The 26,291-nt window shown below is 63.8% G+C and carries 25 protein-coding genes; 5 read left to right on the forward strand and 20 right to left on the reverse strand.

Annotated features, from left to right (window positions below; all coding sequences use genetic code 11):
- Positions 1-45 precede the first annotated feature (45 nt).
- Positions 46-432: a DUF2946 domain-containing protein gene (locus LO55_RS04810; protein WP_071360654.1), complete on the reverse strand. Its 387-nt coding sequence runs from the start codon at positions 430-432 to the stop codon at positions 46-48.
- A gap of 260 nt (positions 433-692) precedes the next feature.
- Between LO55_RS04810 and LO55_RS04815 the strand changes: the two genes are divergently transcribed.
- The 5 genes from LO55_RS04815 (at position 693) to LO55_RS04835 (ending at position 7,000) form a co-directional block, all read left to right on the forward strand.
- Positions 693-1,256 (forward strand): GbsR/MarR family transcriptional regulator, encoded by a 564-nt coding sequence (locus LO55_RS04815; protein ID WP_071360655.1) that lies wholly within the window; start codon positions 693-695, stop codon positions 1,254-1,256.
- An 85-nt stretch (positions 1,257-1,341) separates the two neighbouring features.
- A complete protein-coding gene (locus LO55_RS04820) occupies positions 1,342-1,914 on the forward strand; it encodes a hypothetical protein (RefSeq protein ID WP_071360656.1) in 573 nt (190 codons plus the stop codon).
- An 85-nt stretch (positions 1,915-1,999) separates the two neighbouring features.
- Complete coding sequence (locus tag LO55_RS04825; protein ID WP_071360657.1) at positions 2,000-2,494, forward strand: DUF1203 domain-containing protein; 495 nt, start codon at positions 2,000-2,002, stop codon at positions 2,492-2,494.
- A 163-nt stretch (positions 2,495-2,657) separates the two neighbouring features.
- A complete protein-coding gene (locus LO55_RS25675; protein ID WP_143054453.1) occupies positions 2,658-6,299 on the forward strand; it encodes an eCIS core domain-containing protein in 3,642 nt (1,213 codons plus the stop codon).
- Between the two features lie 149 nt (positions 6,300-6,448).
- Positions 6,449-7,000, forward strand: coding sequence for a YdeI/OmpD-associated family protein (locus LO55_RS04835; protein WP_071360658.1), 552 nt, complete (start codon positions 6,449-6,451; stop codon positions 6,998-7,000).
- Positions 7,001-7,035: 35 nt separating this feature from the next.
- Here the strand turns inward: LO55_RS04835 and LO55_RS04840 are convergent, their stop codons facing one another.
- From LO55_RS04840 to LO55_RS27160, 19 genes are all read right to left on the reverse strand, one after another.
- On the reverse strand, positions 7,036-7,623 hold the full coding sequence (locus LO55_RS04840) for a DUF5610 domain-containing protein (protein WP_071360659.1): 588 nt from the start codon (positions 7,621-7,623) through the stop codon (positions 7,036-7,038).
- Positions 7,624-7,719: 96 nt separating this feature from the next.
- Positions 7,720-8,493, reverse strand: a complete 774-nt coding sequence (locus LO55_RS04845) for an enoyl-CoA hydratase (protein ID WP_071360660.1) — start codon at positions 8,491-8,493, stop codon at positions 7,720-7,722.
- Positions 8,494-8,642: 149 nt separating this feature from the next.
- Entirely contained in the window at positions 8,643-9,839 is a 1,197-nt protein-coding gene (locus LO55_RS04850) for an acetyl-CoA C-acyltransferase (protein WP_005663231.1), read from the reverse strand.
- Between the two features lie 27 nt (positions 9,840-9,866).
- Positions 9,867-12,263, reverse strand: coding sequence for a 3-hydroxyacyl-CoA dehydrogenase/enoyl-CoA hydratase family protein (locus tag LO55_RS04855; protein WP_071360661.1), 2,397 nt, complete (start codon positions 12,261-12,263; stop codon positions 9,867-9,869).
- 34 nt (positions 12,264-12,297) lie between these two features.
- Positions 12,298-14,088, reverse strand: coding sequence for an acyl-CoA dehydrogenase C-terminal domain-containing protein (locus LO55_RS04860; RefSeq protein ID WP_071360662.1), 1,791 nt, complete (start codon positions 14,086-14,088; stop codon positions 12,298-12,300).
- 46 nt (positions 14,089-14,134) lie between these two features.
- A complete protein-coding gene (locus tag LO55_RS04865) occupies positions 14,135-14,752 on the reverse strand; it encodes a TetR/AcrR family transcriptional regulator (protein WP_005663243.1) in 618 nt (205 codons plus the stop codon).
- Positions 14,753-15,019: 267 nt separating this feature from the next.
- Positions 15,020-15,403 carry an RNA-binding S4 domain-containing protein gene (locus LO55_RS04870; protein ID WP_071360663.1) on the reverse strand — a complete coding sequence of 128 codons (384 nt, stop codon included), beginning with the start codon at positions 15,401-15,403 and terminating at the stop codon, positions 15,020-15,022.
- A gap of 18 nt (positions 15,404-15,421) precedes the next feature.
- The gene (gene clsB, locus LO55_RS04875) at positions 15,422-16,582 is read right to left on the reverse strand and encodes a cardiolipin synthase ClsB (RefSeq protein WP_071360664.1); all 1,161 of its coding nucleotides are present in this window, start codon (positions 16,580-16,582) and stop codon (positions 15,422-15,424) included.
- The gene (locus tag LO55_RS04880; RefSeq protein WP_071360665.1) at positions 16,570-17,400 is read right to left on the reverse strand and encodes an endonuclease/exonuclease/phosphatase family protein; all 831 of its coding nucleotides are present in this window, start codon (positions 17,398-17,400) and stop codon (positions 16,570-16,572) included. The genes clsB and LO55_RS04880 overlap by 13 nt, the downstream gene beginning before the upstream one ends.
- 144 nt (positions 17,401-17,544) lie before the next feature.
- Entirely contained in the window at positions 17,545-17,754 is a 210-nt protein-coding gene (locus LO55_RS04885; protein WP_071360666.1) for a hypothetical protein, read from the reverse strand.
- A gap of 360 nt (positions 17,755-18,114) precedes the next feature.
- On the reverse strand, positions 18,115-18,567 hold the full coding sequence (nudB, locus tag LO55_RS04890; protein WP_071360667.1) for a dihydroneopterin triphosphate diphosphatase: 453 nt from the start codon (positions 18,565-18,567) through the stop codon (positions 18,115-18,117).
- Between the two features lie 75 nt (positions 18,568-18,642).
- Positions 18,643-20,445, reverse strand: a complete 1,803-nt coding sequence (gene aspS, locus LO55_RS04895) for an aspartate--tRNA ligase (RefSeq protein WP_005663255.1) — start codon at positions 20,443-20,445, stop codon at positions 18,643-18,645.
- 69 nt (positions 20,446-20,514) lie between these two features.
- Positions 20,515-21,150 carry a DUF502 domain-containing protein gene (locus LO55_RS04900; protein WP_071360668.1) on the reverse strand — a complete coding sequence of 212 codons (636 nt, stop codon included), beginning with the start codon at positions 21,148-21,150 and terminating at the stop codon, positions 20,515-20,517.
- Positions 21,151-21,196: 46 nt separating this feature from the next.
- Positions 21,197-21,520 (reverse strand): FmdB family zinc ribbon protein, encoded by a 324-nt coding sequence (locus LO55_RS04905; RefSeq protein ID WP_071360669.1) that lies wholly within the window; start codon positions 21,518-21,520, stop codon positions 21,197-21,199.
- Between the two features lie 338 nt (positions 21,521-21,858).
- On the reverse strand, positions 21,859-23,421 hold the full coding sequence (gene ubiB / locus LO55_RS04910) for a ubiquinone biosynthesis regulatory protein kinase UbiB (RefSeq protein ID WP_005663269.1): 1,563 nt from the start codon (positions 23,419-23,421) through the stop codon (positions 21,859-21,861).
- On the reverse strand, positions 23,418-24,092 hold the full coding sequence (locus LO55_RS04915) for a ubiquinone biosynthesis accessory factor UbiJ (protein ID WP_071360670.1): 675 nt from the start codon (positions 24,090-24,092) through the stop codon (positions 23,418-23,420). The genes ubiB and LO55_RS04915 overlap by 4 nt, the downstream gene beginning before the upstream one ends.
- 143 nt (positions 24,093-24,235) lie before the next feature.
- Complete coding sequence (locus LO55_RS04920; protein WP_005663271.1) at positions 24,236-25,225, reverse strand: Tim44 domain-containing protein; 990 nt, start codon at positions 25,223-25,225, stop codon at positions 24,236-24,238.
- Between the two features lie 17 nt (positions 25,226-25,242).
- Positions 25,243-25,977 (reverse strand): bifunctional demethylmenaquinone methyltransferase/2-methoxy-6-polyprenyl-1,4-benzoquinol methylase UbiE, encoded by a 735-nt coding sequence (gene ubiE / locus LO55_RS04925; protein WP_040774884.1) that lies wholly within the window; start codon positions 25,975-25,977, stop codon positions 25,243-25,245.
- 149 nt (positions 25,978-26,126) lie between these two features.
- Positions 26,127-26,261 carry a hypothetical protein gene (locus LO55_RS27160; RefSeq protein WP_267871908.1) on the reverse strand — a complete coding sequence of 45 codons (135 nt, stop codon included), beginning with the start codon at positions 26,259-26,261 and terminating at the stop codon, positions 26,127-26,129.
- Positions 26,262-26,291: the final 30 nt, after the last annotated feature.

The raw sequence follows: 26,291 nt of genomic DNA on the forward strand, positions 1-26,291 counted from the left end.
CCAGACGATTGAGGGGTGCGGCGCTGGCCGCGCGGTGAAACCGGGTCAGGCGGCCAGTGGCGGCGCCCTGCTGCGGTGGTCGCTGAGGAAGGTCGAAGCAGGCCGCAGCGCCGGCCCGTGGGGACGCAGGATGCGTCCGAGCGGGGCGTCCCGCAGCACCGGGCTGCCCGGAGGATGGGCAATGATGGCCGGGTCGTCCTGCGACAGGCAGGCCGGGCAATGCATGCCGGGGTGGACGGCCTCGTCGCCGGCGGCACCGGCGGTATCGAGGTCGAGCGCCACCAGCCTGGCGCCGACCGACAGGCAGACATCGATCCAGGTCTTGCCCTGACGGGCCGGCAGGTTCGATGCAAGGGACGGTGCAAGCATGCCCCACAGCATCGCCAGGGCAGCGAGCCAGAGGATGATGGAGCGGTTGCGTTGCGCGTTCATGGTGTTCAGTCCTGCGGTGAAGCAGATGCCTTGATCTACATTATTTCTGACTTACGCCAAACTTTCTAAACATTCTGAATTTTCAGAAGTTAGTGAAATTATGCACTGAAACTTCAAGTTTGTCTGGAAAGGAGAGTGACTTTGTCGGGAATTACTCATGGATTAACAACCTCCTGCACCACGATGGTGAGGCAGTCCGTGTGCGTGTCGTGGGACCGTGGGATAATCCACCTTTCAAAAGCATCGAAAAGTTCTCAACCATGACGCCACTCGTCCAAACATTCGTGAGTCACTTCGGTGAGATGGGCAGCCGCTGGGGCATCAACCGCACGGTGGGGCAGATCTATGCCCTGCTCTTCGTCACCGAAGAACAATTGCACGCCGACGACATCGGCGAGAAGCTCGGCATCTCGCGCTCCAACGTCAGTATCGGCTTGAAGGAATTGCAGTCCTGGGGCCTGGTGCGCCTGTCGCGCATCCCCGGCGACCGGCGCGAGTATTTCACCTCGCTCGGCGACGTCTGGGAAATCTTCCGCGTGGTCGCGGCCGAACGGCGCCGGCGCGAAGTGGCCCCGACCCTGTCGGTGCTGCGCGAATCGCTGATGGCCAACGCCAATACACCCGAAGACCAGTTCGCCCAGGAGCGCATGCGCGAGATGCACGAACTGGTCGACCTGGCCAATAACTGGTTCGACGACCTGCAGCGCCTGTCGCCCGAGTCGATGTCGCAGCTCATGAAAATGGGCTCCAAGGTGCAGAAGCTGCTGTCGGCCAAGGACCGCCTGTTCGGCGCGGCGGCGGCCAAGGAAGCAAGGGAAGAGTGAGCCTGTCCTTACGGCCTGTATAGCCGTGCTCGCCGCTTTCGCATGAGGGGCTAGACTGGGGTTTTGATTGCCAGGCTATCCCGTCATGAACATCGTCTGTATCGCCTGGGGCTCGCTGCTGTGGAAGCCCCAGGGTCTCAAGCTGGCATCAAGCTGGCATCCCGGCGGCCCGCCGCTTCCCCTCGAATTCGTGCGCCAGAGCGACGACAGCCCCGAGCTGGCGCTGGTGCTGTGCGAGAGCGCGCGCCTGGCGCCGACCTACTGGGCCTATCTGGCCACCGGCGATCTCGACGAAGCCCGCGCCATGGTGCGCGCGCGCGAGAAGATCACGCCTGAACGGCCCGAATGGATCGGCAGCATCCCGGCGGTCGACGGCGCGCAGGAGGATCCCCGTGTCGCGGCCTGGCTGCGCGCCAGGCGCATCGACGCGGCGGTGTGGACCGCCGTGCCGCCGAAATTCGATGGCCAGAATGGGCGGGTGCCGACGGCCGACGAGGTCGTTCAATGGCTGGGCAGCCGGACCGGCAAAGAGCGCGCGGCCGCCGAAGACTATGTCCGCCGCACGCCGGCCCATATCGACACCCGCTACCGGCGCGCGATTGAGGCGCGGCTCGGATGGCGGCCGCTGCGCGAGGCGCACGTCACGCAGGCGCGCTGACTGGATTCGACAGCAAGGAACGAGGCGCAAAGCTGGCGGGATTGCGCGAAGATCGCGGCATCTTCACTTTCATAGCGACACCGCCATGACCACGCCCTCGCCTTCCCATCTCCCGATCCGTATCGTTCCGCTCTCCGATACCTTTCTGGCCCGCGTCCGCGCCGGCACCGACGACCAGGGCCAGCCGGTCGAGCGCCACGCCGCGCAAGGCGGGGAGCCGCTGAGCGATTGCCTTCGCCGCGCCGTTCCCGGTGAAGCGATCCTGCTGGCCAGTTACTGCCCGTTCACCGTCGCGGGGCCGTACAAGGAAAATGGGCCGGTCTTCGTGTCGGCCGCCCCCCAGGCCACGCCGCGGCTCGACGCCCTGCCGGTCGGCGGCGAGCAGCCGTACCTGGGCGCCAGCTTCGTGCTGAGGGCCTACTCGGCCGATGAACGGATCGTGGACGCCGCACTGAGCACCCCATCCTCCGCGGTCCGCGACCTGGACGCTTTCCTCGGACGGAACGACGTGGCGTTCGTGCTGGCGCGCTTTGCCGCCTACGGCTGCTATGCACTGCGCATCAAGCGCCATCGATCGTGATGAGACAGTGTCGACAGCCAGCTTCCATATGCCTGTAGTCAGAAGCAGGCGGCTGCCGACAGCCAGGCGCCCCAGCAAAAGAAGCCGGATTGGTCGGGAAAGAAGAACTGGGGTTATGATCATGCAGTCATGCCGATAACGCCACTCATCTACGAACGCCCCCATGCAAGCACCGCTCCAAGCAGGAAACGACTCTGATGCAGCGCAAACGGACACCACCAGGGCAGTTGCACAGAAGCGGGGGCTTGCGGACAACCGATCCGACGCGGTAGCGCAAGCTGAACTGGCCGAGATGATGAATGACAGCCCGCGTGTGTTGCAGCAGCGGGTGCTAAGCAACGCCATTCACCACAGTCCCCGGATGGTGGCGCAGCGTCACGAAATAAATGCGCTCTTCGATGGGACGGTTAAACCGCAAGGAGACTGCGCAATGCCAGCCGATGCATCGCCGGCGCAGCGCGAAGAAAAAACAAACGATACCGGCCTGCCCGATCGATTGAAATCAGGGATAGAGTCGCTCTCTGGCATGAGCATGGATCATGTAAAGGTGCACTATAACTCGGATAAGCCGGCGCAGTTGCAGGCGCACGCTTATGCCCAAGGGAATGAGATTCATCTGGGGGCGGGCCAGGAAAGGCATCTGCCGCATGAGGCTTGGCATGTAGTACAGCAGGCTCAGGGGCGGGTTCGACCGACTTTGCAGATGAAGGGAGGCGCGGTCAACGACGATCCTTCACTGGAAAAAGAGGCCGACATGATGGGCGAGAAAGCCGCGCAGTTCGAGGGCGATCATGTTTCAGGGAACCTGGTGGCAGAGAAACGCGTAGCAGGCGCGGTAACACAGCGTGTCACGGGTTTCGCACAGCGTGAACTGGCAGGCACCAGCAACGAAAGTCCGAAAAGAAAGGCGCAGCAGTCCCTGATCCGCGTCGTTTCGAGCAGCCCGCAGGCGATTGCCCAGGCCAGGCGAAAGGACAGCATGATCGAAGCAGGGAAACTGCGTCCAGGCTCCGCCAACAATTTTTATGAACTCTTTACTGGTCCGAATCGGGGCGCCATTCCTGGAGGCGGGCCTGCGCCGATCCAGGGTAAGTTCGTGTATACAAACGAAGAACGCTTCATCGACGACTTGGACAATACGGAGTACGGGATCGTTGCCTACCATGACGATGAAGACGTTACAGTGCGCCCGGTCGGGCAGCGGAGCGACCAGCACAACGTTCGACTGAGGCGCGACGTGGCTAGCGGCGCTTGGGAAAAGGTCTCGATGGAAATTGAAGAAAGCGAGAGCAACATCTCAGACGATGAATCGGACAAGCATCCCTTCAATCTGGGGCTCCAAATTTCCACGCAGAAGTCCGAGCATGACGGCCCGAAATTGAGTTCGAGGCTTACCTCCCAGGTGACCGTAGTCCCCGTGGCCACTGGCAAATTAAAGTCCGTCGGCGAGGTGCAGGACATGGTCTACAATGCCGCCCAGCTCTGGATTGAGGGCGTCCAGCTCGGCAACCAGGACCGCCCCGAGACTCGCTACGGCGACCGTCAGGAGCGCCACACAGTCGCCTGGGTTCTCCAGCGTGCCGCTCAAATGGCGATGCACAACCGCCCCGTCGCTGAGGTGCTTGCCCACTATATCGCCTCGATGAAGGCCCTGGCTGCCGAGGAGCAGTCCCGGAATTGCAAGCTCCTCATCGACAGCGTCCTCGTCTCGGCCGACAGCCTGACCGGCGCCACCTTGCCGATCGACACCTGGCAGCAGCTGATAAGCCGGATCATGGTGCTCTACATTCAGGCCTATCAGCAAGCCGGCTCGTCGACCTTCAAGCATGGCAAGGCAACTGGCCACGGTGAGGGCAGTCACATGGCCGTCCTGCGGAACGCCGAGGAAGCCATCATCGCCAAAACTGACGTGGATGCAAACAAGGTCATCGCGGCGGCGGCGGGCCTCCTGGATGGAGGATTCTATAAGGCACTCGGCCCAGAGGGTTACGCTAGCGCCGTTTCTCATTGGAAGGAAGCGCTGCATTTAGCCTTCCCTGAGCTGATGGCTGCGCATGGAGCCGCCATTCAGAACAATGTTTATAGCAGCGCCCTGTCGCCGGGGGTGCGCAAGCAGTTCAAACTCGCGTCCGACGCAAACCTGGGCGGCCTGGTGGCGCTCCTTGAGAGGGCCCCGAACATCTCCCCCCTGAAACAGCGGAGTCCACTGGTTCAGGGCGGCAACGGGGCGGTACTCGTCCCGGTACAACAGTCCCTGGAGTCCGACTTTACCGCCAATGTACGTGTCGTACCCGCAGCCGACGGACAACTCGTCACGGTGACGACCCAGGTGCAGGGCCAGGCGGCCGTCGATGTCGAACAGCTGGCCTACGGGAGCGGGGAGGTCACCCTGAACTCCATCCAGGTCTCGGACCAGGACCGACCCAACACCCGCTTCGCGACTCAGATGTCCCACACCGTTGCCTGGACGCTCGTGCGTGCCGAGATGGCATCGTTCACCGGCCATCCGGCGGCGGAGGCGCTTATCGTAATGGCCTCCCGATTCGCGCGGTTCGTCACGGACCTGGAACGCGAAGACGCACGTGAACTGGCTCGAGCGAGCGAGGTCCAGGCGATGAGCCTCCTGGATCAGCGCCTGCCAGTTCATCGTTGGCAGGCGGCCATGAGCGACGTGTTCCGCCGGTTTGCTATCGTCTACCAGCTCACCAAGTCGGCCACCTTCGCCGACGATACGACCCACGGCCGAGCGCTGGGGCACGCTGAAGGGCATGCCATGAATCGCCTGGCCACCAACGAGAAGGCCATCTTAGACGCCGGCAAGACCGCCGACGGACCCGAGGTCGTGGTGGGCGCCGCGTTCACTCTCTTCGACGGCCACGTCAACAGCACGCTGCCGCCGCTGGCCCTGGTCGCGGCGGTGCTGCATTGGCATGAGTCCCTGCAGCGGGTATTCCCCAACGTGATGAGGCTCATCGCCGACAACGTCAAGGCTCGCCTCCAGTCGACGTCCTTGTCCAAACCAATCAACGACATCCGCAACCTTGCGGATTTGGTGGCCAAGTTCAAGCCCTTGGTCGACGCCGGCAAGAAGGACACCGACCACGCGCGGGATACCACTGGCCTCGCCCAGGTCATCGCCGATCCCCTGGTCGGACCAGACGGGGGTATCCTCCCTGCGGCGCAGGCGCGGTTCATCGCGGCATACCGCAACGATGTCAGGCTCTCGACCGCTTACCTCGCCGAGGGAGAGGCTCACCACGTCGCCACGAGTCTGGGACTGAGGATCGACATCCACCGGGGCCAGGTCCCGCTCGGCTGGCATGAGACCACCAATCCTGGCGACGGGAACTGCCTCATCCACGCCCTCATCGCTGCCCGGGAGGCTGCAGCCGGAAGGGCGCCCGCCAACGCCACAGGCGCGGAAATTGCCGCGGCACGGGCCACTATCGCCGCCGCCATGACCGATGACGACGTGCTCGCCCAGTGCGCCGCTGCGGTTTTCGGCGTGTTCCTTGGGGCTCCGGAGGCGGGCCTCGGTCCTCAGATGAGAGCGCTACTGTCCGCCCCCTCCGTCGTGCAGGCTCGGATCAGCTTTGCCCCCGCCCCGACCACCAGCCCCATGAGTGGAGGGCTGTCGTCGTCGATCAGAAGCGGCGGCGGGGGTGTCGAGGCCCAGGGTGGTATAACGATCGGCGCTGGCGTCAGCGTCAACAACATTCGCCTGCGTCACGACGGGGGCGCACACTACACCATGATCTGGACGAACGACTACCTGCCATCATTCACAAACGTCTCCGGCAGTTAGCCGGCGCGGGAACATGGTGCCGCTGGACGCTTACTGCGTTGAGCGAACGAACTGGCTTGCTCCTCTGAGCTTGTCGAAGTGCCCATGTGCGATGTGGAACCGCGGACCTCTACTCTGCCGAGATCGAGGTTGCGTCGACGGGAGCTTAAATGGAAAGAGCTGGTACACAACTGCACGTTGAAGCAGTACTGCGCGGCCCCGCTGACCGGCGCGGAGAAGATGGCTGGGCCTTCGTCATCCTGCCCAAGGCAATGAGTGACACCTTTCCCCGGCGTGGCAGGACGAGTATGCAAGGCAAACTCAACGGCCACTCCTTTCAGGCCACGCTGGAGCCAGACGGCCAATTGAGCCACTGGTTCAAGGTGCCGGCGGCGCTGATGAAGAAGGCGGGAGTAGCGATCGGGGACACGGTTACGCTCGAGGCGTCCCCTACGCCAACTGAATTGGAACCGCCGGTACCGCCCGAATTCAATGAAGTGCTCGACGCGTCGCCGCCAGCCAGGGAAACTTGGGACGCCACCACTACCATCGCCCGCATCGACTGGGTACACTGGATCGAATCTGCCAAGCAAGCCAAGACCCGTATGAGCCGCGTCGCCGACGCCGGCGACATGCTGGCGGCAGGCAAGAAACGGGTCTGTTGTTTCGACCCGTCGGGTTTTTACAGCAAAAGCCTCAAGCCGCCGCGCGAAGCCACATAACCCTGCAGAACCTGGCGGCGCGACGGACGGTCGAGTCAATCCGCCGGGATGCCGTCCTTCTGCCATTGATCGAAGCCGGCCTGCACCGCAGCCAGGGTTTTCTGGCTGATCTCGGGCAAGCTTCCTCCCAGCATGTCCTGCGCTTCCTGGAAGCCTTTTTCGACCGCAGCGCGAATGGCGTCCATTTTGGATGGGTCGGCGCCGATCATTGCCCTAGCAAAGCCCAGGATACGCTCGGAAGTCTTTTCCACGCTGAATTCGCCACCATCCGCGATGGCCGCCTTGGCCACTTCGATGGTGTCGGGATCCGCCTGCAGTTGCTGCTCGCCGTTCGCCACCTTGGCGAAGTTGAGACCCTGCTGCTCGACCAGCGGGCGGATCAGGTCGATGACTTCCTGGGCCTTGCGATCGGATTCCTCGATCATGCTTGCAAGCTCGGACTGGGTCACCTTGCCGCCGCCTTTGCTGCCATAGGTCAGTGGCTCGGCCTGTCGTCCGCCCAAGGTCACTTTGTCCTGGGCCGGGGTTTCCGTTTCCTGTCGTGCTTCGGCAACCGAGGGTTTTACCCTGCCGGCAGGGAGGGTCGCTCCCTGCGGGCCGAGGCTGGAGATGCTCAGGCTCATGTTCGCCGCCCTATTCATTGATCATATCGACAATATCGGAAGGCCTGAGCAAAACTTAAGGAAACACTGCTTGAGGCATCGCACGCGGCGAGATACTCAATCGAATTCGCTGAAGTCGGGCTTACGCTTCTCGAAGAAGGCGGTGAACGCCTCTTTCGCCTCGGCGCCGGTCAGCATGGCGCTGAAGCGCTCGTTCTCGGCGGCGATGGTTTCCTTCACCAATGCGCCCCGCGCGCGCTTCATCAGCGCCTTGGTGGTGCGGATCGACGCGGGCGGCAGCTTGGCCAGCTTGGCGGCCTGACCCTGGGCGAAGAACAGCAGCTCGGCAGCCGGCAGCACGCGCGCCACGATGCCCATCTCCAGCGCTTCCTGGGCCACGAACGGCTCGCCCAGCAGCAGCTTCTCGGCGGCGCGCGTGTAGCCGGCCGATTGCGCCACCAGCAGCGACGAGGCGAATTCCGGGCACAGGCCGAGCTGGGTGAACGGCATCGAGAACTTGGCGTTGTCGGCGGCGTAGACCAGGTCGCAGTGCATCAGCAAGGTGGTGCCGATGCCGACCGCGGCGCCGGCGACGGCCGCCACTACCGGTTTCGTTGCGCCTTCCAGCGCGCTCATGAACTGGAACACGGGGCGTTCCGGCGTCATCGCGCCTTCGCCGACGTTGTTCAGGAAATCGTCCAGGTCGTTCCCGGCGGTGAAGATCTCGGGCTGGCCGGTGATCAGGATGGCGCGGACAAGCGCATCCTGCTCGGCGTCGCGCAGCGCGTCGGCCATGGCCTGGTACATCGCGCCGGTGATCGCGTTCTTGCGTTCGACGCGGTTGAATTCGATGGTGAGGATGCCGTCGGCTTTGGTGAGGCGGATGCTCATGGTGTTGTCTCCAGAATTGTTCATGGGCCGATTGGACGCGTGGGCGGGAGACCCGCCCACCCCACGTCACGCTCGCGGCATTGACGTACGGTGCTTGGATTTCCCGCCCACGCTTGAAATGCGGCGGCTGCGATGCGCCGCCATGTTTTTTAGACGCGCTCGATGATGCCTGCCGCGCCCATGCCGGCGCCGACGCACATCGTCACCATGCCGTACTTGAGGTTGTTACGGCGCAGCGCGTGCACGACGGTCGCGGCGCGGATCGCGCCGGTGGCGCCCAGCGGGTGGCCCAGGGCGATCGCGCCGCCCATCGGGTTCACTTTGCTGGTGTCCAGGCCCAGGTCGCGGATCACGGCCAGCGCCTGCGCGGCGAAGGCTTCGTTCAGCTCGATCCAGTCCAGCTGGTCTTGCGTGATGCCGGCGGCGGCCAGCGCGGCGGGGATCGCCACCTTCGGGCCGATGCCCATGATCTCCGGCGGCACGCCGCGCACGGCGAACGAGGAGAACTTGGCCAGCGGGGTCAGGTTGTGCTCCTTCAGGATCTTTTCGCTGACGACGATCAGCGCGCCGGCGCCGTCCGACATCTGCGACGAGGTCGCGGCGGTGACCGAACCCTTGGCCGCGAACACCGGCTTCAGCTTGGCCATCGATTCGGCGCTGGCGTCGGCGCGCGGGCCTTCGTCGCTGTCCACGGTGCGCTTCTTGACGCTGATCTCGCCGGTGGCCAGGTTCGGCGTGCGGGTGATGATCTCGACCGGGGTGATCTCGTCCTTGAAGTAGCCGGCCTGCTGGGCGGCGATGGCGCGGCGGTGCGATTCCAGGCCGAAGGCGTCCTGGTCTTCGCGCGAGATCTTCCACTGGTTGGCGACCTTCTCGGCGGTCAGGCCCATGCCGTAGGCCAGGCCCACGTTCTCGTCCTTGAACACGTCCATATTGATCGACGGGTGGTGGCCCATCATCGGCACCATCGACATCGATTCGACGCCGCCGGCGATCATCACGTCGGCTTCGCCCACGCGGATGCGGTCGGCCGCCATCGCCAGCGCGGTGATGCCCGAGGCGCAGTAGCGGTTGACGGTGACGCCGCCCACGGTGTTCGGCAGGCCGGCCAGCACGACGGCGTTACGCGCCACGTTGAAGCCCTGCTCGGCTTCAGGGAACGAGCAGCCGACGATGGCGTCGACGATCAGCGCCGGGTCCAGGTTCGGCACGGCGGCCATGGCGCCGCGGATCGCGTGCACCAGCAGGTCGTCCGGGCGGGTCTTGTTGAACATGCCGCGCGGCGCCTTGCCGATCGGGGTACGGGTCGCTGCGACGATGTATGCGTCTTGAAGTTGTTTGCTCATGTCAGTAGTCCTGTTCAGTCGTCAGCGTTAGTTGCGCACCGGCTTACCGGTCTGCATCATGCCCATGATCCGTTCCTGGGTCTTCGGATTGTTCAGCAGGGCCACGAAGGCCTTGCGTTCCAGGTCGAGGATCCACTGTTCGCTCACCACGCTGCCCTGGTCAATGTCGCCGCCGGTCACGATCTCGGCGATGGTGTCGCCCAGGTGGTAGTCATAGGCCGAGATGAAGCCGCCGTCGCGCATATTGACCATCTGGCCGCGGATGGTGGCCCAGCCGTAACGGCCGGTGACCGGGAAGGTACGGCGTGCCGGGGCGCGATAACCGGCGTCGAACATGGCGCGCGCGGTGGTCTTCGCGACGTGCAGCAGTTCGTACGCGTTGAACACGATGACGTCGTCTTCCTTCAGGTAACCCATCGCCTTCGCTTCCAGCGCCGACTTCGACACTTGCGCGGTGGCCGCGTTCATGAAGCCGTTCTTCAGGAATTGCAGGATGTCGTTGCCCTTGGCTTCATTCGCCGCGCGCAGCGCCGCTTCCTTGAGGCCGCCGCCGGCCGGCACCAGGCCGACGCCCACTTCGACCAGGCCGATATACGACTCGATCGAGGCCACGCGTTTGCTTGCATGCAGCGCCAGCTCGCAGCCGCCGCCCAGCGCCAGGCCGGCCACTGCGGCGACGACCGGGATGTTCGAATACTTCATCGCCATGAAGGTGTCCTGCAGCTCGCGCACGATCGGCTCCATCGCTTTCGCGCCGCCGGCCATGAAGGCGGGTAGGGCCGATTGCAGGTCGGCGCCGGCCGAGAACGCGCCGCCTTCGGCCGCGTCGGTATTCCAGATCACGATGCCCTTGTAGCCTTGCTCGGCTTCTTTCAAGGCGCGCTGGATGCCCTTGATGACGCCATCGCCGATGACGTGCATCTTGGTCTTGAGCGAGATGACCAGGACCTCGTCGTCCGAGTGCCACAGGCGCACGGAGTCGTCTTCGAACACGGTGGTGCCGAAGGTCTTCGCATCCGGACCGCCCAGGCCGACCACCGGCGCGCGGAACTGCTGGCGCTGGTAGACCGGCAGGTCGGACAGCGGCACATAGGCGTTCTTCGTGACCGAGTACGAGCCTTCAGGGGTGTGCACGCCCTTCTCGGCGACCGAACCTTCGAACACCCATGCCGGCAGCGGCGCGTCGCTCAGCGCCTTGCCGGCTTCGATGTCTTCCTTCACCCACTGGGCGATCTGGCTCCAGCCGGCGGCTTGCCAGGTCTCGAACGGACCGACGCTCCAGCCGAAGCCCCAGCGCATCGCGAAGTCGACGTCGCGCGCATTGTCGGCGATGGTGTCGAGGTGGAACGCGATGTAGTGGAAGGCGTCGCGGAAGATCGCCCACAGGAACTGCGCCTGCGGGTTGGTCGAATCGCGCATGGCCTTGAATTTCTTGACCGGGTCTTTCTCTTTCAGGATGCGGCCGACGATGTCGGCGGCTTTCGCGCCGCTCGGCACGTACTCGCCGGTCGCGAAGTCCAGGCGCTGGATCTCCTTGCCGACCTTCTTGTAGAAGCCGGCGCCGGTCTTCTGGCCCAGCGCGCCCTTCTCGATCAGCTTGGCCAGGATGTCCGGCGTCTTGTAGACGCTGAAGAACGGATCATCCTTCAGGTTGTCCTGCATGGTCTTGATCACGTGGCCCATGGTATCCAGGCCGACCACGTCCGCGGTGCGGAAGGTGCCCGACTTGGCGCGACCGAGCTTGGCGCCGGTCAGGTCGTCGACCACGTCCACCGACAGGCCGAACTTCTCGGCTTCGACGATGGTGGCCAGCATGCCGAAGATGCCGACGCGGTTGGCGATGAAGTTCGGCGTGTCTTTCGCGCGCACCACGCCCTTGCCCAGGGTCGAGGTCAGGAAGGTCTCGAGCTGGTCCAGGATTTCCGGGCGGGTCGCGTCAGTCGGGATCAGTTCCACCAGGTGCATATAGCGCGGTGGATTGAAGAAGTGCACGCCGCAGAAGCGCGCCTTCAGTTCGCTGTCAAAACCTTCGGCCAGCTTGTTGATCGACAGACCCGAGGTGTTCGAGGCGAAGATCGCATGCGGCGCGATGTGCGGCGCGACCTTGGCGTACAGGTCGTGTTTCCAGTCCATGCGCTCGGCGATGGCTTCGATGATCAGGTCACACCCGAGCAGCACGTCGAGGTTGTCCTCGTAGTTGGCCACTTCGATCAGGGCCGCGTCATCCTTGTTGCCCAGCGGGGCCGGCGACAGTTTTTTCAGGTTCTCGATGGCGCGCAGCACGATGCCGTTTTTAGGACCTTCCTTTGCAGGAAGATCAAACAAGACGACCGGCACCTTGGCGTTCACGCAGTGCGCGGCGATCTGCGCACCCATCACGCCGGCGCCCAGCACGGCGACTTTCTTGACGATGAAATTGGACATGTAAGTATTCCTTGGTTAGCGTCGTGACGGGTGATTAAAACAGGTCGGCGTCCAGCGCCGTCAGGTTCGCGGCGCCCGAACGTGCCTGGCGGATCAGCATCGCGGTTTCCGGGTACAGGCGGGCGAAATAGAAGCGGATCGTCGCCAGCTTGGACTCGTAGAACTTGTCGCCCGAATCGAGCTTGGCCAGGGCGATCTTGGCCTGTTGCGCGAACAGGTAGCTGTACACCAGGTGGCCGGCCACGCGCAGGTAAGGCACGGCGGCGGCGCCCACTTCGTCCGGGTTCTGGAAGGCCTTCATGCCGATTTCCATGGTCAGCTTGGTGACCTTCTCGCCCAGTTCGCCCAGCGGGGTCACGAACTCGGACAGCTGCTCGTCCAGGCCGTTGTCTTCGACGAAGGCCTTGATCTTCTCGCCGAACTTGCGCAGTTTGGCGCCGTTGTCCATCAGGATCTTGCGGCCCAACAGATCCAGCGACTGGATGGTGTTGGTGCCTTCATAGATCATGTTGATGCGGGCGTCGCGCACGTACTGCTCCATGCCCCACTCGGCGATGTAGCCGTGGCCGCCGTACACCTGCATCGCTTCCGAGGTGGCGATCCAGCCGTTGTCGGTGATGAAGGCCTTGATGATCGGGGTCAGCAGGGCCACTTCGTCGGCCGCTTCCTTGCGCACGTCTTCGTCGGTGTGGTTCAGTTCGCGGTCGATCTGCAGCGCGACATACGACGAGAACGCGCGCGCGCCTTCGGCATACGCTTTCGCGGTCAGCAGCATCCGGCGCACGTCCGGGTGCACGATGATCGGGTCGGCAGGTTTATCCGGCGCCTTCGGGCCCGACAGGCTGCGCATCTGGATGCGGTCCTTGGCATAGGCCAGCGCGTTCTGGTACGCGACTTCGGTCAGGCCCAGCGACTGCATGCCCACGCCCAGGCGGGCCGCGTTCATGAACACGAACATCGCCTGCAGGCCCTTGTGCGGCTGGCCGATCAGGGTGCCGCGGGCGTTATCGAGGTTCATCTGGCAGGTCGAGTTGCCGTGGATGCCCATCTTTTCTTCGATGGCGCCGCAGGCGATGCCGTTGCGCTCGCCCAGCGAGCCGTCGTCGTTCGGCAGGAACTTCGGCACCAGGAACAGCGAGATGCCCTTCGAGCCTTCCGGCGCGTCCGGCAGGCGCGCCAGCACCAGGTGGACGATGTTCTCGGACATGTCATGCTCGCCGGCCGAGATGAAGATCTTGGAGCCGGTGATGAGATACGTGCCGTCGGCCTGCGGTTCGGCCTTCGAGCGCAGCAGGCCCAGGTCGGTGCCGCAGTGCGCTTCGGTCAGGCACATGGTGCCGGTCCACTCGCCCGAGACCAGTTTTGGCAGGTACAGGCGTTTCTGGTCGTCGGTGCCGTGCTCCAGCAGGCACTCGTAGGCGCCGTGCGACAGGCCGGGGTACATCGACCAGGCCTGGTTCGACGAGTTCAGCATCTCGTAGAACGAGTTGTTCAGGGTGATCGGCAGGCCCTGGCCGCCGTATTCAGGATCGCAGGCCAGCGCCGCCCAGCCGCCTTCCACGTACTGCTGGTAGGCTTCCTTGAAGCCCTTCGGGGTGGTCACGGTCTTGTCGGCGGCATTGAAGTGGCAGCCTTCGCGGTCGCCCGAGTGGTTCAGCGGGAACAGCACCTCTTGCGTGAACTTCGCGCCTTCTTCGAGCACCTGGTTGATGATGTCGGCATCGATCTCCGAGTACTTCGGCAGATTCTTGAATTCTTCGGTGACGTTGAGGAATTCGTGCAGAACGAACTGCATATCCCGGATTGGCGCGACGTACTGACCCATGGTTATCTCCTGAACGAGGGTAAAGATGTTGGACGTGGCAGGCGGCTCATGCCGCCTGATGGTCTTGCGGTAGTTGGGGATTGCGGTAATTCTCGACCAGGCGCTCGAAGGCGGCCCGTGCGCGCTCGACCGCGCCTGGATTGCGCAGGAAACGGGCGTCGTGGTGCAGGGCCAGGATCAGGCCGTGCATCTCGAACACGAGCTGCTCGGGCTCCAGGTCGCGGCGCAGGTGGCCTATCTCGACCGCCTGCTGCACGCTGCGCAGCAGGGCGCCCTGCCAGGCGCGCACCATCGACACGAGTTCCTCGCGGATCGGGCCTTCGCGGTCATCGTATTCCACCGCGCCGCTGATATAAATGCAGCCGGACGCGATCTCGACCGAGACGCGCTTGACCCAGCGCGTATACATCGCCACCAGGCGCGGCAGGCCGCGCGCTTCCTTGATGCTCGGATAAAACACTTCCTGCTCGAAGCGGTGGTGATACAGCTTGACGACCTCGAGCTGCAGGTCTTCGCGCGAACCGAAGTGGGCGAACACGCCCGACTTGCTCATGCTCATCCGGTCGGCCAGCAAGCCGATGGTCAGGCCTTCGAGGCCATTGCGGCTGGCGAGCTCGAGCGCGACGTCGAGGATTGCGGCCCGCGTCTGTTCGCCCTTGCGCATGAATTTTGCTGAAGTACTGATAGCTGCCCCTGAATCGAAAAAAATCCGAACGCTCGTACTATTATCTATCAGCCGAGGAATGTCAAACGGGAACTTAGAGGTGGCGTTCTATTGATGCAAGACAACGATCGGCGCCGGGAGATGGCGCCGTGGAGCGCTTCCGTCCGTCGCCGTGGGCGGGGAACGGAAGTTTGTTGTTTCAGTCATAAAGGTACAGCATTTTGACGGAACGGGATATCCCGTTGACGAGGGGCATTGCGCCCATCGTCATTCCTCGCCGACGCGCTCCATCGCACGGCGGTCGCGCTTGGTCGGCCGGCCCTTGATGTCCATGCTCGGCTCGGGGTACAGGCGGCGCGCCGTCTTGTCGTTCTCGCGCCGCGCGATGCTCTCGTCGGTCTCGAAATACAGGGTGCGCGCCACCGGCGCCGGGCCGCGCGAGCCCGAGATCGCGGCCACGATCACTTCCCAGCGATCGGAACCGTTGTCGATCATGATGCGGTCGTTCATCTTGACGGCGCGCGCAGGCTTGACCGGTTCTCCCCCGATGCGCACCCGGCCGCGTTCCACCGCGTCCTGGGCCAGCGAGCGGGTCTTGAAGAAGCGCGCCGCCCACAGCCATTTGTCGATTCGTACGTTCTCTTTTTCCATTATCTATTTCCAATATCCCTAGGTGTATCCGAACGTGACCACCCGCATCACCAGCTTGTACGCCATATACGCCATGCCATAGGTGGCGCGGCGCAGCCAGCCGGTGTGGGCGAACTCCTGCGGACAGACCTCCTTGCCGTCCAGGATGCCGCGCTCGATATGCTCGCGCATGGTGGCGGCGAACACCGGATCGCTCACCACCACATTGGCCTCCTGGTTCAGGAACAGCGACAGGCCGTCGCAATTGCTGGAACCGACCGTGGCCCAGTCGTCGTCGACCACCGCCACCTTCGCATGCAGCTGGGTCTTGCGGTATTCGACCACCCGCACTCCGTCGGCCAGCAGCTTGGGATAGAAGGAATGCGCGACCGCATCCTGGATCTTGAACTCCCCCACCCCGATCAGGAGCGTCACCTGCACGCCGCGCCGCGCGGCATGCGCCAGCGCCTTGCGGAACTTGCGGCCCGGCGCGAAGTACGGCGTCGCCAGCAGCACGCTGTGGCGCGCACGTCCCAAGGCTTGCAGATAGGCTTTCTGGATCGTGCTGCGGTTACGCAGGTTGTCACGCACCACAAATGCGGCCCGTGCCGGACTTTCGCAAGAGGGAATGGCTTGCTTGCGCATCTCGCGGAACAATTGGAAGCGCTTGCGCAGCCGCAGGCGGCCGCTGCGGGTCCACTGGGCTTGCGCCTCGTGGTGGATCTGGGCCACCAGCGGCCCGCGCACGCGCACCGAGAAGTCCCAGCGCGGCGCCGGCAGGCGGTGGCCGTCGGCGTGGTCGCACAGCCAGTCGTCGTTGACGTTGATGCCGCCCACGAAGGCGACTTCGCGGTCGATCACGGCGATCTTGCGGTGCGAACGGGCAATGCCGCGCCGGCACCAGGGGTTGAAGACGCGGTACTGGGCGCCGGCCTCGAGCAGGATGGGCCCGAGCCGGCCGCAGCAGCGGTGGCCGGTGCCGAACCAGTCGACCAGCACCCTCACCTTCACGCCGCGGCGGGCGGCGCGCGCCAGGGCGTCGCGCACGGCGGCGCCGGTCTCGTCCTCGGCAAAGATATAGGTCTCGAACAAGACCTCGTGCTGGGCGGCGTCGAGCGCCTCGATCAGCGCCGGGAAGAAGGCGATGCCGCTCTGCAGCAGCGTGATGTCATTGTTGTCGACAAAGGTCAGACTGCGCATGGCCCTTGTGTGAGTTCGAGCTCGGCCACGATCGGCGCATGATCGGACAGCTTGGCCCACAACGGACCGTGCATCACCTTGGCGTTGTTGACCTTGAAGCCGCGCACGTAGATGCGGTCGAGCCTGAACCACGGCAGCATGGCCGGGAAGGTGCGGGCCGGCGCCAGGCGCGGCTGGCGGCCGGCCCAGCTGCGCACCATGTCGCCCATCGGCGAACGCGGCCCCAGTTCGTCGAACACTTCCTTGACGCCCAGGGCGTTGCGCAGCTTGTCGCTGAGCGTGTTGCGCCAGTCGTTGAAGTCGCCGGCGATGATCACCGGCTCGCCGTTCGGCGCCGATGCGTTGACGGCCTCGATCAGCGAGGCGGTCTGGCGGCCACGGCTGCCTTCGAACAGGCCGAGGTGGACCACGTAGCAGTGCACGCGGCACTCGGGCGCGCCCAGGATGCAGTGCAGGATGCCGCGCTGCTCGTAGGCGTGGTCGGAAACGTCGTGGTTGTGCGAGTTCTCGATCGGCCAGCAGCTCAGCAGCGCATTGCCGTGGTGGCCGTGGTCATAGACCGCGTTCATCCCGTAGGCCGTATGGTGGACGTCGGCGGCGAAGTAATCGTACTGGGCCGTTTCGGGCCAGTGGCGGTGGCCGCGGTCTTCCTTGCCGTAGCGCGCCTGGTAGCGGTCGTGCCGGCCCTGCACTTCTTGCAGGAACACCACGTTGGCGTCGAATTCTGCGATGGCCTTCTTGAGCGCGATCACGCGTGGCGTGCTGCGCAGGGACGAAACGCCCTTATGAATGTTGTAGGTGGCTACACGGATTTTCATGGGAACATTCTACCCGGATCGGACCGGCGTTCTCGTGAAACGGGCCCAATCGTGCGCTTCACAGCCTGGTGCTGGAGCGCGGAGCGCGGCGGTTGGCTTGGTGCCGTCGCGCTCTTACATACTGAACTGAGCTGAATCTGACATTCAGGCAAGCGCCAGCGCCGTGTCGTAGATGGCTTCATGCCCCGACACGATCATGCGGCGCGGACGGCGCTCTTGCGCGCCCTGCTTTTCCTCGCGCGGCGCCAGCGGCCCGCTCAGGCGCAGGCCGTCGAAGAGGTCGATATAAATGCAGTCGTCCCCTAGGGTGATTGCCTTAACTTTCTTGTCGCTATTCAGTTCGAGGTTATCCATTTTATCTCCCAGAATCATCCACTTAAAAGTTGCACATCAAAAATTCACCATGGGTGAGCCGTTGACCTTAGTCGACGAATTTACACCTGTCAAACATGGAATATCTCGTGCATATGGGCTCTCGCAAAATTTCCTATGGTTATAAAAAAGACAGGTGAAGTGTATTCAAATGTATTTTCATAGGAGAGAGTACGTTTGAGCGAACGCATATGCGCGGCCACGCACAGACCATTTTCTAAAAAAAGTACCTACGTACTTTTGTTAAAAAACGTCATTTTATTGCGCACACATGCCATATTTCAATGCTGATTTTCGGCAAATAAGCTGCTTTAAGGCAATTTTATTTGCTGTTCGCAATTTTTAAGCGATTTTGCGGGGCAGTTGCAGGATGGCTTCGGCGTTGGAAGAAGAGAAGCAGCGGTCCGCCGCCTCCAGATGCGGTAACCAGGCATGGCGCAGGTGTTCGCGCGGGCTGAGGAGGATGGGGATGTCGCGCGGCACGCAGACCGAGAACACGTGCTCGGTATTGTGGGTCACGCCGGGGGCGTAGCGGTGACGCCAGACGGGATAGATTTCGTAGACGTTCGAGAGCTGCCAGTCGCGCAGGCGAATGCGTTCGCCGTCGGCCACGATGCCGGTCTCTTCGAACAGTTCGCGCGCGGCGGTCGTCATCAACGGCTCGTCCGGCGCGTCGAGCGAGCCGGTGACCGATTGCCAGAAGCCCGGACGGTCGGCGCGTTCGAGCACCAGCACTTCCATGTCGGAAGTGTGGATCACGACCAGCACCGATTCCGGGATCTTGTAGGGTTTCATGGGCAGATACGGTAGACGGGCCATCCACGCGTGCTTGAACGCGTGGATGGCCCGTCCATCCTACCTCATGCGCCGTTACGCCACCTTCGGCTCGTTACGCAGACGGATATGCAGCTCCTTGAGCTGCTTCTCGTCGACTTCCGACGGCGCGTTGGTCAACAGGTCTTGCGCGCGCTGGGTTTTCGGGAAGGCGATCACGTCGCGGATCGACTCGGAGCCGGTCATCAGGGTGATCAGGCGATCCAGGCCGAAGGCCAGGCCACCGTGCGGCGGCGCGCCGTACTGCAGCGCGTCCAGCAGGAAGCCGAACTTGAGCTGCGCTTCCTCGGCGTCGATCTTCAGCGCGCGGAACACCTTGCTCTGCACTTCCTCGCGGTGGATACGGATCGAGCCGCCGCCCAGTTCCCAGCCGTTCAGGACCATGTCGTAGGCCTTGGCGATGCAGGCGCCCGGATTCGACTCGAGCATGTCCTCGTGGCCGTCCTTCGGCGCGGTGAACGGGTGGTGGGTCGCGGTCCAGCGGTCGCTGTCTTCGTCGTATTCGAACATCGGGAAGTCGATCACCCACAGCGGGGCCCAGACGTCGTCGAACAAACCGGCCTTCTTGCCGAACTCCGAGTGGCCGATCTTCACGCGCAGCGCGCCCAGGGCGTCGTTGACGACTTTCGCCTTGTCGGCGCCGAAGAAGATCAGGTCGCCGTCCTGCGCGCCCGTCAGTTCCAGGATCTGCGCCAGCACTTCGTCCGAGATGTTCTTGACGATCGGCGACTGCAGGCCGTCACGGCCTTTCGCCTTTTCGTTGACCTTGATGTAGGCCAGGCCCTTGGCGCCGTAGATCGCCACGAACTGGGTGTAGGCGTCGATTTCCGAACGCGGCATCGAACCGCCCTGCGGCACGCGCATGCCGACCACGCGGCCGTTCGGCATGTTGGCCGCGCTGTTGAACACCTTGAACTCGACCGACTTCATCAGCTCGGTCAGTTCGGTGAACTCGAGCTTGACGCGCATGTCCGGCTTGTCCGAACCGTATTTGCCCATGGCGGTGGCGAAGTCCATCACCGGGAACGGGTTCGGCAGGTCGACGCCGGTGGTGTTCTTGAACACGACGCGCATCATCTCTTCGAACAGGTCGCGGATTTCCTGTTCGGTGAGGAACGAGGTCTCGCAGTCGATCTGGGTGAATTCAGGCTGGCGGTCGGCGCGCAGGTCTTCGTCGCGGAAGCACTTGGTGATCTGGTAGTAGCGGTCGAAGTTGGCGACCATCAGCAGCTGCTTGAACAGCTGCGGCGACTGCGGCAGCGCGAAGAAGTTGCCGGCGTTGACGCGCGACGGCACCAGGTAGTCGCGCGCGCCTTCCGGGGTCGACTTGGTCAGCATCGGGGTCTCGATGTCGATGAAGCCCAGGTTGTCCAGGTACTTGCGCACTTCCATCGACACCTTGTAGCGCAGGCGCAGGTTGTGCTGCATCTGCTGGCGGCGCAGGTCGAGCACGCGGTGCGTCAGGCGGGTGGTTTCCGACAGGTTGTCGTCGTCCAGCTGGAACGGCACCGGCACCGAGGCGTTCAGCACTTCGACTTCGGTCGCGTTGATCTCGATCTTGCCCGACTTCAGGTTGGCGTTGGCCGTGCCTTCCAGGCGGTTGGTCACGGTGCCGACGATGCGCAGGCAGTACTCGTTGCGCACATGCTCTGCGGCCTTGAAGACGGCGGCGTTGTCCGGATGGCAGACCACCTGCACCAGGCCTTCGCGGTCGCGCAGGTCGATGAAGATCACACCGCCGTGGTCGCGGCGGCGGTGCACCCAGCCGCACAGGCTGACGGTTTGGCCCAGCAGTTCCTCGGTCACGAGGCCGCAGTAGTTGGTACGCATGGTGGACATAGTTTTCGTTCCAGGTTGGTTGATTGCTCGCGCCGCCATCGAAGGCGGCCACTATTCTTTGATTCGGTGTTACTTGATCGTTGCGGCCGGCGCGCTGGCAGGTGCGCTGGCAACTGCGGCCACCGGCGCGACCACGCCCATCGAGACGATGTACTTCAATGCCGCATCGACCGACATGTCCAGCTCTTTCACGCGGCTGCGCTCCATCATCAGGAAGAAGCCGGAGGTCGGGTTCGGCGTGGTCGGCACGTAGACGCTGACGTAGTCGCCGCCCAGGTGCGCCGCCACTTCGCCGCCCGGCACGCCGGTGAGGAAGGCGATGGTGTACGAATCGGCATGCGGATACGGGACCAGCACCGCCTGGCGGAAGGCATTGCCCGACGGCGAAAACAGCGTGTCCGACACCTGCTTGACGCTGCCGTACAGCGAGCTGACCACCGGCACGCGCTTGAGCAGGCGTTCGCCCAGGCGCACGATGTAGTTGCCGACCAGGTTATTGGTGAGCAGGCCGGTGAGGAACACGATGGCCAGGGTCAGCACCGCGCCGAAGCCCGGCACGTCCATGCCGAACATGCTGCGTGGCTGCCAGGCGTCGGGCACGAACAGCAGCGACTGGTCGAGCGTGCTGATGATCAGGTTCAGCACCCAGGCCGTGATGACCAGGGGGACCAGGACCAGCAAGCCGGTGATGAAATATTTGCGCATCGGATTCCCGTTGTTCTTGTTGGCGCGCGGCGCTCGCCGCGCCGGATCAGGCGCCGCTCTTGTCGCCGCCGGACGTGCCCGGCGCGGCCGGCGCCGGCGCCGCGGCTGCCGGTGCGCTGGACTCGGTCGACGCGGCCGGCGCCGGCGCGCCATTGCCGTTGCTGGCCGTACCGGTAGCCGGCGGCGTGCCACCACGGAAATCGGTCACGTACCAGCCGGTGCCCTTGAGCTGGAAGCCGGCAGCGGTCACTTGCTTCTTGAAGGACGGCTTGGCGCAGGACGGGCACACGGTCAGGACCGGATCCGAAATTTTTTGCAGTACATCTTTGGTAAAACCGCATTCTTCGCAGCGGTAGGCGTAAATCGGCATGCTAGGTGCTCCGCAAAAATCTTCAAAACCCTGAATTATAAAGCTTTTACACGGGCATTTGCCGTTTGCGGCCTACCGCGGCTGGCACAGACCCGGCGCATGGGCAAGTGCGGGCCATCCGATGTTGTTTTTCACCATCGTCAACAGGTGTTTCGTTTGCTCAAGCATCGGGTTGGATGCTCTAATACGGCTTCTTCACCCAATGTTGGCAGTAGGGAAATCCCTGCTGCTCACCGCAAAGAAGAAACAGAAGACTGCGCGATGCCTCCATCAGCGCGGTCCGTAGAAGAACACTAGCTTGCCAAGCCCGCGTCTGCGGGCTTTTTCTTTATGTGCCCTTACAACAGATACAGGGCGACGAGCCCCATCCCGAACCCCGCCGCCAGGCAGGTCAGGAAGGCCAGCATGCGATTGGTGCGGCGCTGCTCGATCAGCACCATCGCCAGCATGTCGGCGTTCGGCACATTCGGATGCGCCAGCTGCCCTTTCGATTCGCGCTCCAGCACCTGGTACACCAGGCGCGGCAGCTGCGGGAAGATCTGGGCGTAGCGCGGCGCTTCGGCGCGCAGGCGTTCGGTCAGGCCCTTCCAGCCGACCTGCTCCGTCATCCAGCGCTCGAGATACGGCTTGGCGGTCTTCCACAAGTCCAGGTCGGGGTCGAGCTGGCGTCCCAGTCCCTCGATATTGAGCAGGGTCTTTTGCAGCAGCACGAGCTGCGGCTGCACCTCGACGTTGAAGCGGCGCGAGGTCTGGAACAGGCGCAGCAGCACCTGGCCGAACGAGATGTCCTTCAGCGGGCGGTCGAAGATCGGTTCGCAGCAGGCCCGCACCGCGGCCTCCAGCTCGTCCACGCGCGTGTTTTGCGGCGCCCAGCCCGATTCGATGTGGGCCTCGGCCACGCGCTTGTAGTCGCGTCGGAAGAAGGCCAGGAAGTTCTGCGACAGGTAATCCTTGTCGAAATCGTTCAGGGTGCCGACGATGCCGAAGTCCAGCGCGATATAGCGGCCCAGGGTCTCCGGCGCGGTCGAGACCAGGATGTTCCCCGGGTGCATGTCGGCGTGGAAGAAACCGTCACGGAACACCTGGGTGAAGAAGATTTCCACGCCATCGCTCGACAGCTTCTTGAGGTCGACGCCGGCGGCGGCCAGGCGGTCGATCTGCGAGATCGGGATGCCATACATGCGCTCCATCACGATCACGCTGCTCGAGCAATAGTCCCAGTACATCTCGGGCACCATCAGCAGGCTTGATCCGGCGAAGTTGCGGCGCAGCTGGCTGGCGTTGGCCGCCTCGCGCATCAGGTCCAGCTCGTCGTGCAGGTATTTGTCGAATTCGGCGACGACTTCGCGCGGCTTCAGGCGCCGCGCCTCTCCCCACACGCGCTCGATCAGGCTGGCCGCCAGGCGCATCAGGGCCATGTCTTCGTCGATCAGCTTCTTCATGCCGGGACGCAGCACCTTGACCGCGACCTCCTTGCCATCCCTGAGCTGGGCAAAGTGGACCTGGGCGATCGAGGCCGAAGCCACCGGCTCCCGGTCGAAGCGGGCGAACAGCTCGTCGGGATGGGCGCCCAGCGAGCGCGTGATCTGGGCCACCGCGAGGTCGGACCCGAACGGCGGCACGCGGTCCTGCAGCAGCGCCAGCTCGTCGGCGATGTCGGGCGGCACCAGGTCGCGCCGGGTGGACAGCACCTGGCCGAACTTCACGAAGATCGGGCCCAGTTCTTCCAGCGCCTGGCGCAGGCGGATCGCGCGCGGCGAGGTGATGCGGCGCCAGAAGAAGAAGGTGTTCATCAGGCGCGCGGTGCGCGGGGCGTTGATGCTGGTGACGGCGATCTCGTCCAGGCCGTACCTGGTGAAGACGGTGAGGATGCGCAGCAGGCGCAGGAATTTCAATATCATCGACGATCCGGGTGGTGGTCTGCGCTGGTGAGAATGATGGAGGGTGCGGCGTCCAGCTGGGCCAGCTTTTGCTCGAGCCGCGCGATGCGCTTGGCGGTGCGCTCGACGTCGTCGCGCAGGCGCACCACGTCGGCGGCGAACGCGTCGCGCTGCGCCGGCCGCACCAGCACCGGCCTTTCCTCGGCCAGGAACTCGGCCAGGTTCTCGGCCAGGCGCCGCGTCGCCTCGGTCGCGCCGCCGGCGGTGCGGCGCGCGGTCTTGACCAGGCGATGGGCGCCCAGCGGCCCCACCACCCGCTCGAGGTCGTGCTCGGCATCCCAGCGCAGGCCGTTGGCCAGCTGCGAGATCACGTTGGCGAACTCGGCGTCGCCTTCGATCTTCACGTACGACAGCGCGCGCGTGCGGTCCTGGGCGATCAGCGGCAGGTCGGCCGGCTTCACGCGGATCGTGACGCTGGCCGGCGCATCGCCCTGGCCGGCTTCGAGCAGGCCGTCGCGCCCGACGTGCATGCGCAGCCGGGCCAGGCCGGCATCGATGCAGGCGTCCTTGCCGGCATGGCGCATGAGCAAGGCCCTGGCCCAGGCTTCCTGGGCCAGCAAGTGATTGATCGCGGCGACCGCGGGCAGCGTCAGAGCGTGCTGTGGCGACAGTGAGGAAAGACTAGGAAACATGAAAAGGACGACCCTCAAAAAACAAAACCGCCCGGGTTGATGCGGGCGGTTTTGATCTTACCAGTTTGCCGGGCGCAAACCCGGTGACACGGAATGTTTATCGAAAAATAATTCCGCCAAGACTAGCGCTTCAGCAAATACGCTTAGTTCGTCTGCTGGATACCGGCCAGCACCCAGCCGCCCGAGCCCGACAGCGGCTTCGACATGTTCCAGACTTCGACGAACGGTTCTGGAAGCGCGTCCTTGGCGCTGCGGATCATGGCGTTGAACTGCACGCTCGCCAGGTAGTCGGTCGCGGTCTTCTCGATGCCCAGCAGCTGGGCGTCGATATTGACGACGTCGGTGTAGTCGGTCACGGCGCCGCGTTCCTGGATCTGCATCTTCAGCTCGGCGAACACTTCGGGCGAGGTGAATTCGCGCAGGTCGTCGGTGTCGCCGCGGTCCCAGGCCGCCTGCATGCGGATGAAGGACGATTTCGCGTGACGCAGGAAGCTTTCGCTGTCGAAGTCGCCCGGCACGCCCCATTGCTGGTAGGCCGGTGCGGCGGCCGCGCCGCCGAAACCGGCTGCCGCGCCTTTATCCAGGCCGACATTACCCTGGAAAGCGGCTGGCTGATTGCGCAGGCCGGAGCCGATCTCTGGCGTGGCAGTCGAACCGGCGGCCGGCGGCTGGAAGCCACCGAAGCCGCCCGCGGTCGCCGCCGCCGGATTGGCCGGCGTATCTTTACGACGCACCATGCGCACGATAAACATGATCACCAGGCCGATCAGCGCGACCATCAGGATGGTCGAGATGATGCTGGCCAGGGCGCCGCCGATGCCCAGGTGCGACAGCAGCGCGCCCAGGCCCAGGCCCAGCAGTGCTCCACCCAGGATGTTGCGCATCATGCTCGGTTTCTTGGCGGCGGCCGCTGCACCCGCGGCGCCGGCGGTCGCGCCGGCTGCGGCAGGGGCGGCCGAATTCGGGGTCTGGCGCTGCATGCTCTGGGCCGGCGCCGGCGCCGGACCCTGCTGCTGTACGGACTGCGACTGCCGTCCGATCGAACGCTTGCCGCCCATTGGTCGGGCGAAGGCGTCCGCCACCATCGCGAACGCGGTGACTGCCAACATCGTCGTGACCAAAAACTTTTTCATTGTCTCTATCCTTAGAATTAGAGTTTGATACCAGTGTGCAAAGCGGCCACACCCGCCGTCAGGTTGAAATACTGGACCCGCTCCAGTCCTGCATCTTGCATCATCCCCTTCAGCGTGTCCTGGTCGGGATGCATGCGGATCGATTCGGCCAGGTAGCGATAGCTTTCGGCATCGCCGGCGATCTTCTGGCCCAGCCACGGCAGCACCGAGAACGAATACACATCGTACGGTTTCTGCAGCGGCGCGATCACTTTCGAGAACTCCAGCACCAGCAACTTGCCGCCCGGCTTGAGCACCCGGCGCATCTCGGCCAGGGCCTGGTCCTTGTGGGTCATGTTGCGCAGCCCGAAGGCGACGCTGACCCGGTCAAAGTAATTGTCCGGGAACGGCAATTTTTCGGCGTCACACAACATGGTTGGGGTGACAAGCCCTTTATTCAAGAGGCGATCACGCCCGACGCGCAGCATCGACTCGTTGATGTCGGTGAGCCAGACCTCGCCGGTCTTGCCCGCCTGCCTGGCGAAGGCCTTGGCCAGGTCGCCGGTGCCGCCGGCGATGTCGAGCACCTTGAAGCCGGGACGCACGCCGGCCTGGGCGATCGTGAACATCTTCCAGGCGCGGTGCAGGCCGGCCGACATCAGGTCGTTCATGACGTCGTACTTCGAGGCGACCGAATGGAAAACCTTGGCGACTTCCTGGACCTTCTGGTCCTCGGCGACGGTCTTGTAGCCGAAGTGAGTGGTATTGGTCATATGTGCGGGACGGTTGGGTGTTGCCGCATTATACAAGCAGGCCGGCAGTGGACTGCGCCATTGGCGACCAGGGGCCGGAACGGCCGGCATGTGCTGCCCCATGGAATCCTTCCTGTCCCCTTGTTGGACGGGCACAACGCATGAAGCGCTCACAATCCGCTCAGCAGCGGCGTATCGACGCGGACGCCCTTCCCCGTCACGGTTGGCCCCGGTAAGATCGATAGCAGGTCGCCAACAAAGTTGCGGATATTTCCATGAGAAACAGCAAAGATTTCATTCGCCATTGCACATGTCATTAAACTTCTATTAATGTT

It is taken from the genome of Massilia timonae (genome assembly GCF_001866515.1).
GTDB lineage: Bacteria > Pseudomonadota > Gammaproteobacteria > Burkholderiales > Burkholderiaceae_D > Telluria > Telluria timonae.